The 7,390-nt window shown below is 64.8% G+C and carries 4 protein-coding genes; all 4 read right to left on the bottom strand.

Going from position 1 to position 7,390, the window contains the following annotated elements:
* On the bottom strand, positions 1-2,769 hold a 2,769-nt coding region (locus ACESM1_RS22315; RefSeq protein WP_372623416.1), incomplete at its 3' end, for a CARDB domain-containing protein.
* A gap of 467 nt (positions 2,770-3,236) precedes the next feature.
* The gene (locus ACESM1_RS22310) at positions 3,237-4,523 is read right to left on the bottom strand and encodes a hypothetical protein (RefSeq protein ID WP_372623415.1); all 1,287 of its coding nucleotides are present in this window, start codon (positions 4,521-4,523) and stop codon (positions 3,237-3,239) included.
* Positions 4,418-5,011 carry a DUF2793 domain-containing protein gene (locus tag ACESM1_RS22305; protein ID WP_372623414.1) on the bottom strand — a complete coding sequence of 198 codons (594 nt, stop codon included), beginning with the start codon at positions 5,009-5,011 and terminating at the stop codon, positions 4,418-4,420. Before ACESM1_RS22305 ends, ACESM1_RS22310 begins: the two co-directional genes overlap by 106 nt.
* On the bottom strand, positions 5,008-7,296 hold the full coding sequence (locus ACESM1_RS22300) for a phage tail protein (RefSeq protein WP_372623413.1): 2,289 nt from the start codon (positions 7,294-7,296) through the stop codon (positions 5,008-5,010). Before ACESM1_RS22300 ends, ACESM1_RS22305 begins: the two co-directional genes overlap by 4 nt.
* Positions 7,297-7,390 lie beyond the last annotated feature (94 nt).

Raw genomic sequence — 7,390 nt, 5'->3', positions numbered from 1 at the left:
CGCGTTCACGTCCGCCAGCTGGCGCGGGTAGCTGTCGTCGCTCGACCAGCCGCCGGCCTCCGGGGCATAGCCGAAGCCCGGATGGCGCAGCTGCATCGGGCCGAAGTTGCCCGACGCGTCGGCCAATGCGACCCACACACCGGCGTTGCCGAAGCCCACGATGTCGGCTCGCCCGTCCGCGTTCACGTCCGCCAGCTGGCGCGGGTAGCGGTCGTCGCTCGACCAGCCGCCGGCCTCCGGGGCATAGCCGAAGCCCGCATGGCGCAGCTGCATCGGCCCGAAGTTGCCCGACGCGTCGGCCAGTGCGACCCACACCCCGGCGTTGCCGAAGCCCACGATGTCGGCTCGCCCGTCCGCGTTCACGTCCGCCAGCTGGCGCGGGTAGCGGTCGTCGCTCGACCAGCCGCCGGCCTCCGGGGCATAGCCGAAGCCCGCATGGCGCAGCTGCATCGGGCCGAAACTGGACAGCGTCGGCGGCGCGGTGTCCGGTGCGGCGGCGGTGTTGAAGTTGAAGGCGGAGTTGGAGGTGATGCCGGCGAAGGCGTTGCCGGCGGTGTCGCGGACCACGCCGGAAGCCATGCGGACGTAGTAGCCGGTGCCGGCGGCGAGGTCGGCGGCGGGGTTGATGGTCATGGTCGAGCCGGAGAAGCTGACCTGCGTGGTGTCGGTCACCGCGACGGAGCGCCAGAGCGCGCCGGACGAGTTGTAGATCTCGACGGTGCCGGAGCCGGCTTTGACCGCCTCGTTGAATGTCAGGGCGAGGTTGGTGCCGACCGCCACGCCGGTGGCGTTGTCAGCTGGGCTCGTGCTCGACAGAAACGGTTCGGTGATGTCGCCAAGGACCACACCGAGGCGCTCAAGCTCCACAGGAACAAGATTAGAAACGTTGTTCAGCTCATTAGATTCATCGACATATCCGCTGTAATCAACCTCGGCTGCAAAATAGTATGTTCCCGGCACAAAATTGATATAGTTTCGAACCCAATCAAGATCAATATTAGAAATGCTCAAGCTGATGGAATCCACAGAATTCATCGGGCCAGTAAAGACATCCCCGGATCCTAGAGCATAGCTGCTTTCCCACGAGATATCCTGCGTGGCTGATAATCTCAGGATGACGGCTGCGCCAAATGGAAGACTTCCGCCATTATTCTTAACCGTAAACGTGGCATCAAACAAACCACTTCCATCTGAACGCAACGCAACATCCAGATCCACGACAGTTAGATCAGGATCAGGAAGAGCCGGTGGCGCAGAGGCAATAGTGAATTTAAATCCATAAACTAAGGCGTTGTTCGTTTCATTCGACTCGGAAATCGAATTGTTAACGTCCGCAATAGCTGCAATCCAGTATTCTCCAGGCAAAAAAGACGAGTCAAAAACAAAATCTTTGCTAAACATTTGTTCTTGGCCGGCTGCAAGCCCCTCGCTTGCCGTGGCATTTAGTAGCAATCTATCGGACGTCGTTACAGTTTGATCTTGTGATATATAAATACCCGTTGCGAAAGGCGCATCCGCGGTCCGGCCATTCCGATTGGTTACGCTCCAGCTTATTGTGACGGAGTCGCCGATCCGGGGGGCAGATGTGTTAAAGCCGATGAAATTGGCCGTGAGATCAGGCTGGTCGGACGGAGGAGCCGCCCCCTGCAAATAAAATCGTTCATAAATGATATTGTTTCGCTCGTCGATCTCATCGACATTGTTGTCGGCATCGATAACGGCAGCGAGATAGTAGTATCCCGTGTACCATGTTCCATTTGTGTATGCATAATAATCGTAGCGGTCGATTTCCCCAGGCGATAAGCTAAATAAATCCTCTTCTCGAAAAAGATAAACTGCGTCGTCAATATTTTTTTCTTCGGTAATGTAAAATGCGACGGAATAATCACTTGATGTTAAATCGCCGACGTTCGAAATGTCAAGAATAAAATCAAAGTCTTCGCCCACGTCAAAAACGGAGCCACTAATGTCAAGGTCGGCGCCAACTAGATCAGGGCCGTCAATGCCACTCCCGCCATAACTGCTACCGCTGCCTACCGCCGGTGGTTCTCCGGTGTTGTCATTATTGCTTGTTATGTAGCTGAAAACCGGTATGTCACCCTTCAACTCTGCAAGTGAGACCGCCGGCAATGACCCGACCCCGTCGACATAATAATCTCCGTCAAACCCCAAGAAATTGAGTAGGTTTTCGTTAGCGTTGGGGTAAGGACTATCTTCGTCTAGCGGAAAACCGCTGGCGAGAAGATTATCTGTGGTGGACGTGACTCCGAAGTTGACGTGGAGATGCCCGACGCTCCCATAGCTGTAGCCCGATGTTCCCACTTCTCCGAGCTTTGTTCCGGCCTCAACAAAAAGCTGTTCGCCCTCTTCCAAGCTGGCGAAATCGTCGGCGATTGAGGAGACACTGGATGCGTCGAGATGTGCGTAAGTAGCAACAAAATAGTAAGGAAGCCCAGAGTCGACACGATCAATGTAGTGAAAGACTGTGACCACATTGCCGAAGCCTCGCGGACCCATGTCATTTCCTGAAGCCGCTCCGGTATCTGGATCAAAATCGTTTTCGTCTGCAGAGGAGTAAATGCCGATCACAATACCGGCGGCCATGGAGAGTACATCTGTTCCGACCGGTAGGCCGAAATCTATTGAGGCTGAGTCTATGCCGCTCGCGTGAGTGTCGACATTAGCGGAATCCAGCCAAGAAGCTTGCGTGATGGCAACTTTGCCAAGCGAAGACGAGAACGGTGCCTGGATGTAGCCTTGAACGCTCATCTAATTCGGCCTTATCCGAGGGTTATATGGATCCGACGCGCAATCATTGCGACCCGATGTGGATGTCTTCTTCTTCGAAGCTTGTGGATCATCACGGCGGCGCAGTACGGTGGCCACCGGTCAGACAGCCGCCGAGACTGGTCAGCAGAAGCGGCAGATCTTGGGCCTCGCTAGGCGTGCAGCGCTGGGTGAGCGGGGCACGCACAGCTGCTCGCCCCTAAGCGCCGCAAGCCACGGGCCCGCTCTGACTGCCGACTACGTTTTCCTGAGCACCTTGCGGCAGCATGGCCACTCTCCCGTGCGAGCATGCTGGAGCGCCGCGGTGATATACCGGCCCAGCACTGTAGCGGATGAAGTGACATCGTGCCGTGGACAGAGCCTATCACGCAAGCAACCTCAGATAGCATAAGAGGGCGGCGGCTCACGCAACTCTTTGGCCTGGGCCTACCAGCCCGTTGATGAAGCCCTTATTCGTTTGGGGGCGCTTCGCTCGAAGCTGACAGCGATGGCCGCGGGCTGACCGCCGGCCGCGACGACCAGCAAGAGCATCCGGCGGCCGTTCGGCATGCCCGCCGTGCCAGCCCCGGCCGCCAGCGTCGCGCGGCCCACCAGGATGCCCTGCCGCGCGAGGAGGCCAGCACGTCCTGCGGCTGGTTCTCCCGGACCGTGCCCGCGCCGTCGAAGCACCGCACGCAGAGCCGCCCGCTATCGGCGCCGCCGACCAGCCAATGCGCCAGCGCGAACTCCTTCGCGTGCTTGGTCTGCACCACGAAGGCGACGCCGCGGTTGGCGTTCAGCAACAGCCCCCGTCCGGTCGCGGCGATGCCGTCCAGCCCGTTCCAGGACAGCGCCGCCATGGTGGTCTCGGTCGTGGTGGAGGTCGCAATGATGCAGGCCCCCTCCACGCCGATCTCGGTGTTGCTGTGGCGGAAGGCGGCGCCGCGGAGGTTCGGGATGACCGCCAACAGCCGGGTCAGCCGCGACGCCGGCGCACGGTGGCGGTTGTAGACGGCGTTGCCGGCGCGAGTGGTCGTCGCAGTGTAGTCGATGCCGATGGCGTAGGTCTGCGCCCAGGCCACCTCGTACTCGCAGCCGGTCGTGGCCCCGGTGTGCCAAGCCGCGATCGGTGAGCAGGCCTCCATGCGCATCCCCCCCGCGATGATCGCCGTGCCGCTGGTTTCGTTCAGGAAGGGGATGGCAACGTTCGGGTCGAGCTGGCGGAGCTCGAAGTTCGGCCCGTCGAAGATGTGGCGGTTGTGGTTGTTGTAGGCCCCCGCCTGGCGCGAGAAGCGCACCCCGAAGCGGTCGAGTGTCGGGTTGATCCCAGTCGCGCAGGCGAAGTGGCCGCCGTAGTAGCGGATCGAAGTGCTCCAGGTCGTCGCTGTGGCGCAGTGCGCGTCGAGGCCATAGCGGTTGTTCAGGATGCGCCCGAGGATCAGCGTGGTGTCCTCGAAGCCGCGGCCATCGCCGAGGGTGCGCAGCCCGATCGTGAAGCCCGAGACCAGGCGGAGGTCGAGCAGCGAGGAGTTGAGGTTGCGCGCGAGGATGCCGATGTCGGCCTCGCTCGCAGAGGATCGATCCCGGTCAGTATTATTCGAATGCGAAGAGCGAAATTCGGGATCGTGCTTATTCTTCAGGCCCATCCTCGTCACAAGCGATCCACCCGCACCCGCAGCGTCCCGTTGGCCAAATTGGCCGTCCCCGCCGTGCCGTTCTGGAGCCGCACGCTGACCGTATCCGCTGCCGACACCCACGCAGTCAGCGTGATGCCCTGCAGATCGAGCGAGAAGCTCGCGCGCGCGAAGTCGCCCAGCGCGGCGCCGGGGACGGTCACGCTGGTGGTAGCGCCTTCGCCGGCAGCGAGGCTCGGTGGGTCGTAGGTGACGCTAGCCTGCAGCAGCCGCGGCGCGACGAGCGCCCATGCGCTGCCGTTCCAGCCCCACTGCGCCAGCGTCGCGGCGTCGAACATCACCAGCCCGGCGAACGGCGCGTAGAACACCCAGGCGCCGCCGATGCGCTGCGCTAGCCGGTTCGCCTGCCCGGCCCAGGCGCCGGTCGGCGTGGTGCCGATGATCCAGCACTGCCCCTCCGCCGGCGACACTGGCGGCGTGTTGAGCCCGACCTGCTGCACGACGGGCTGCACCAGCACGTCGAGGCGGTTCAGCCCTGCGGCGTGGGTGACTTCCTTCTGCGCCTGCTGGGTGAGGATGTAGGGCAGCGCGAGGCGGGGCGTGGTGGTCATAGGATGGCCTCCCTGGCCGCGCCGCGGCCGACAGTGTCGCTGATCTGCTGAACGCGCACACGGACCGAGGCCTGCGGCGCGCCGAAGTCGGCGGCCTGCTCGGCAGCGGTGTAGGTGGCGGCGGGGCTGGTGCTGCTGATGGTGCGCAGCGTGGCCGTGTTCGCAGCGTTGCGGATGTCGATTTCGTAGCGCTCGGTGGCTTCGCCCAGCGGCACATCGGTATCGTCCGCCCAGGCGGAGGGAATGCGGGTGCGCCGGATCCAGGTGATGGTCAGGTTGCCCGCTTCGTCGCGCACCCCGGCGAGGTGCACCGGGCTGAGCGGCGCGAGGCCGCGCGTGGTGTTGGCGAAGCTCGCCGCCGCGACCGCGGTCTCCTCCTGCCAGAGGCTCACCGCCTTGTAGCTGCGGCCCATCCCCCGCAGCCCGAGGCCATCGCGGATGCGCTCCAGCCCGAGCGCGCCGGACAGCAGCACGAAGCGCTCGCCGGGCCCGTGCGTCGCGATGCGGTCGTCGGTGCCGAGCCGCCCGCGCAGCAGGCCGGACAGCCGGTAGGTGCCCGGCGCGATCAGCACCGCGTCGCGAAAGCCGATGATCTCCTCGCCGACCAGCGCCGCGTTGGCGCCGGCGAGCACTCCCGCCTCAGAGACCGCTTCGAGCTCGTCGTCGGGGTTCAGCAGCTGCACGTCGAGCATGCTGGCCTCATCGAAGTAGGCCCAGGGCCCTGTCGGCAGCGTAGTTTGGCAGGTGCCGATGACGGCCGGCGCGTCCAGATAGGCGATCTCCTCATAGCTGACGCCGTCGGCCGAGCGCAGGATCGCCGCCGCGCGCCAGCCCGAGGGGCCACCGGCGGCGACGTAGAAGCCGGCATCGTCGTCCTCGGCCCGGAGCATCGGCAGGTCGAGCAGGTGCAGCGTGCTCGGCACCACGCGCGGGATGTCCTGCACCGGCAGCGTGCCCGGATCGGCGGTGGCCGTGCGCGGCAACCAGGTGACGCCCTGCTCGACCGCAGCGGCGATCTCGACCAGGCCGGAGGCGGCGACGGTGGCTCGCGTGATGTTCAGCCGCCTGAGCCGCCCAGCCAGGACCACCTCCAGGCTCTCGCCCGGCTGCAGGGTGGCAAAGGCCGGCGGCAGGGTCAGGTTCTCGACGGTGTTCCGCGCCGCCCACAGATCGCGATGCGCCTGCTCGGCCCTGGCCTTGGCCTCGGCGGCGTCGAGCACCACGGCGATGTCATAGGCGGCCTTGGCGAGGCCCGAGCCGTCCTGGCGGGTGCTGCGCACCGTGCCTGGCTGGTAGTCCCGTGCCGGGTCCATGTGGGTGAGCGTCAGTTCGCGCGGCAGGCCGTTCTCCTCGGCGCGGGCCATGGTCCAACGATCGGCATCGGCGTCGCCTTCCGCACGCGCGCCGAAGGCCTCGGCCTCCATGCCGCCGAGCGCGGCCACGCCTCGGGGCTTCACCGCCACCCCACCCGGCACGGCGCAGCCGACGAGGGAGTAGGCCAGCATCAGTTCCTCGATGGCAGCCCGGGCGCTGGTCGGGCGGGCCACGGCATAGCCGCCCAATGGCCGGGCGGCCGAGGCGGCATCGGTGGTGGCGACGCCCGCACGAGAGGCCAGACTGTGCAGCGTCCTGGTCAGGTCAGCGCTGCCCGCCTCGATCTCGGCGGTGATCTGCGGGATGCGATTGGCGAAGTCGGCGAGCTGCAGGCCCTCGAAGACCAGGTAGCAGATGCCGCGATAGGCCGGGCAGTTCGCCGCACCGATATCGGCTGCGATCAGCGCGTCCGCCGCCTGGCTCTCCGTTCCCGTATAGACCCGGATGTCACCTGTGAGGTTCTGCAGCGGCGAGGCGGTGGCGTCGTAGAACAGCTTGCCATCGGCCCAGATGCGGCGGATGCCGGCCACCGGCCCCTCGCAGAAGGCGACCGCGAAGTTGGCGCTGTAGCTGTAGGTGGTGCTGGTCTGGCGCTTGCCGCCGCCCTTGCCGCCGCGGCTGCGGGTGGTGCTGGCGGTCTCGATCAGCGGCATGGCCCAGATGATGTTGCCGCCCATGCGGATGCGCTGGCCGTAGGCGAGCGGGATGGCAGCGCCGTAGGTGGAGGTGGTGACGGTGAGGTCGGCGAGGCGCGGGCCCTCGACGCGCTGCCCGCCACCGCTGCCGAACAGCGCGCTGTCGATCGCCGAGCCGGCAAGCGCGCCGAGGCCGCGGCCGATGGCAGCGCCGAACGGCCCGCCGATGGCGCCGCCGACGACACTGCCGACGACGGAAAGCGCGAGGGTGGCCATGGGTCAGAGCAACCTTGGGATGAACTCGGACTGCCGTTGGCGAGCAAGTCGGCGGAACCCGTGACGCGGCGCTGAAGCAGGGCTAATCTTCGCT

It is taken from the genome of Falsiroseomonas sp., assembly GCF_041690465.1.
In the GTDB taxonomy this organism is placed as follows: domain Bacteria; phylum Pseudomonadota; class Alphaproteobacteria; order Acetobacterales; family Acetobacteraceae; genus Falsiroseomonas.
The sequence above is the reverse complement of the archived record's forward strand: the minus strand, read 5'-3'. Positions and strand labels throughout refer to the sequence as shown.

Bases quoted from the DNA above. Each gene is read 5' to 3' on its own strand.
- ACESM1_RS22300 (WP_372623413.1), bottom strand. From the start codon at position 7,296: ATGGCCACCCTCGCGCTTTCCGTCGTCGGCAGTGTCGTCGGCGGCGCC.
- ACESM1_RS22305 (WP_372623414.1), bottom strand. From the start codon at position 5,011: ATGACCACCACGCCCCGCCTCGCGCTGCCCTACATCCTCACCCAGCAG.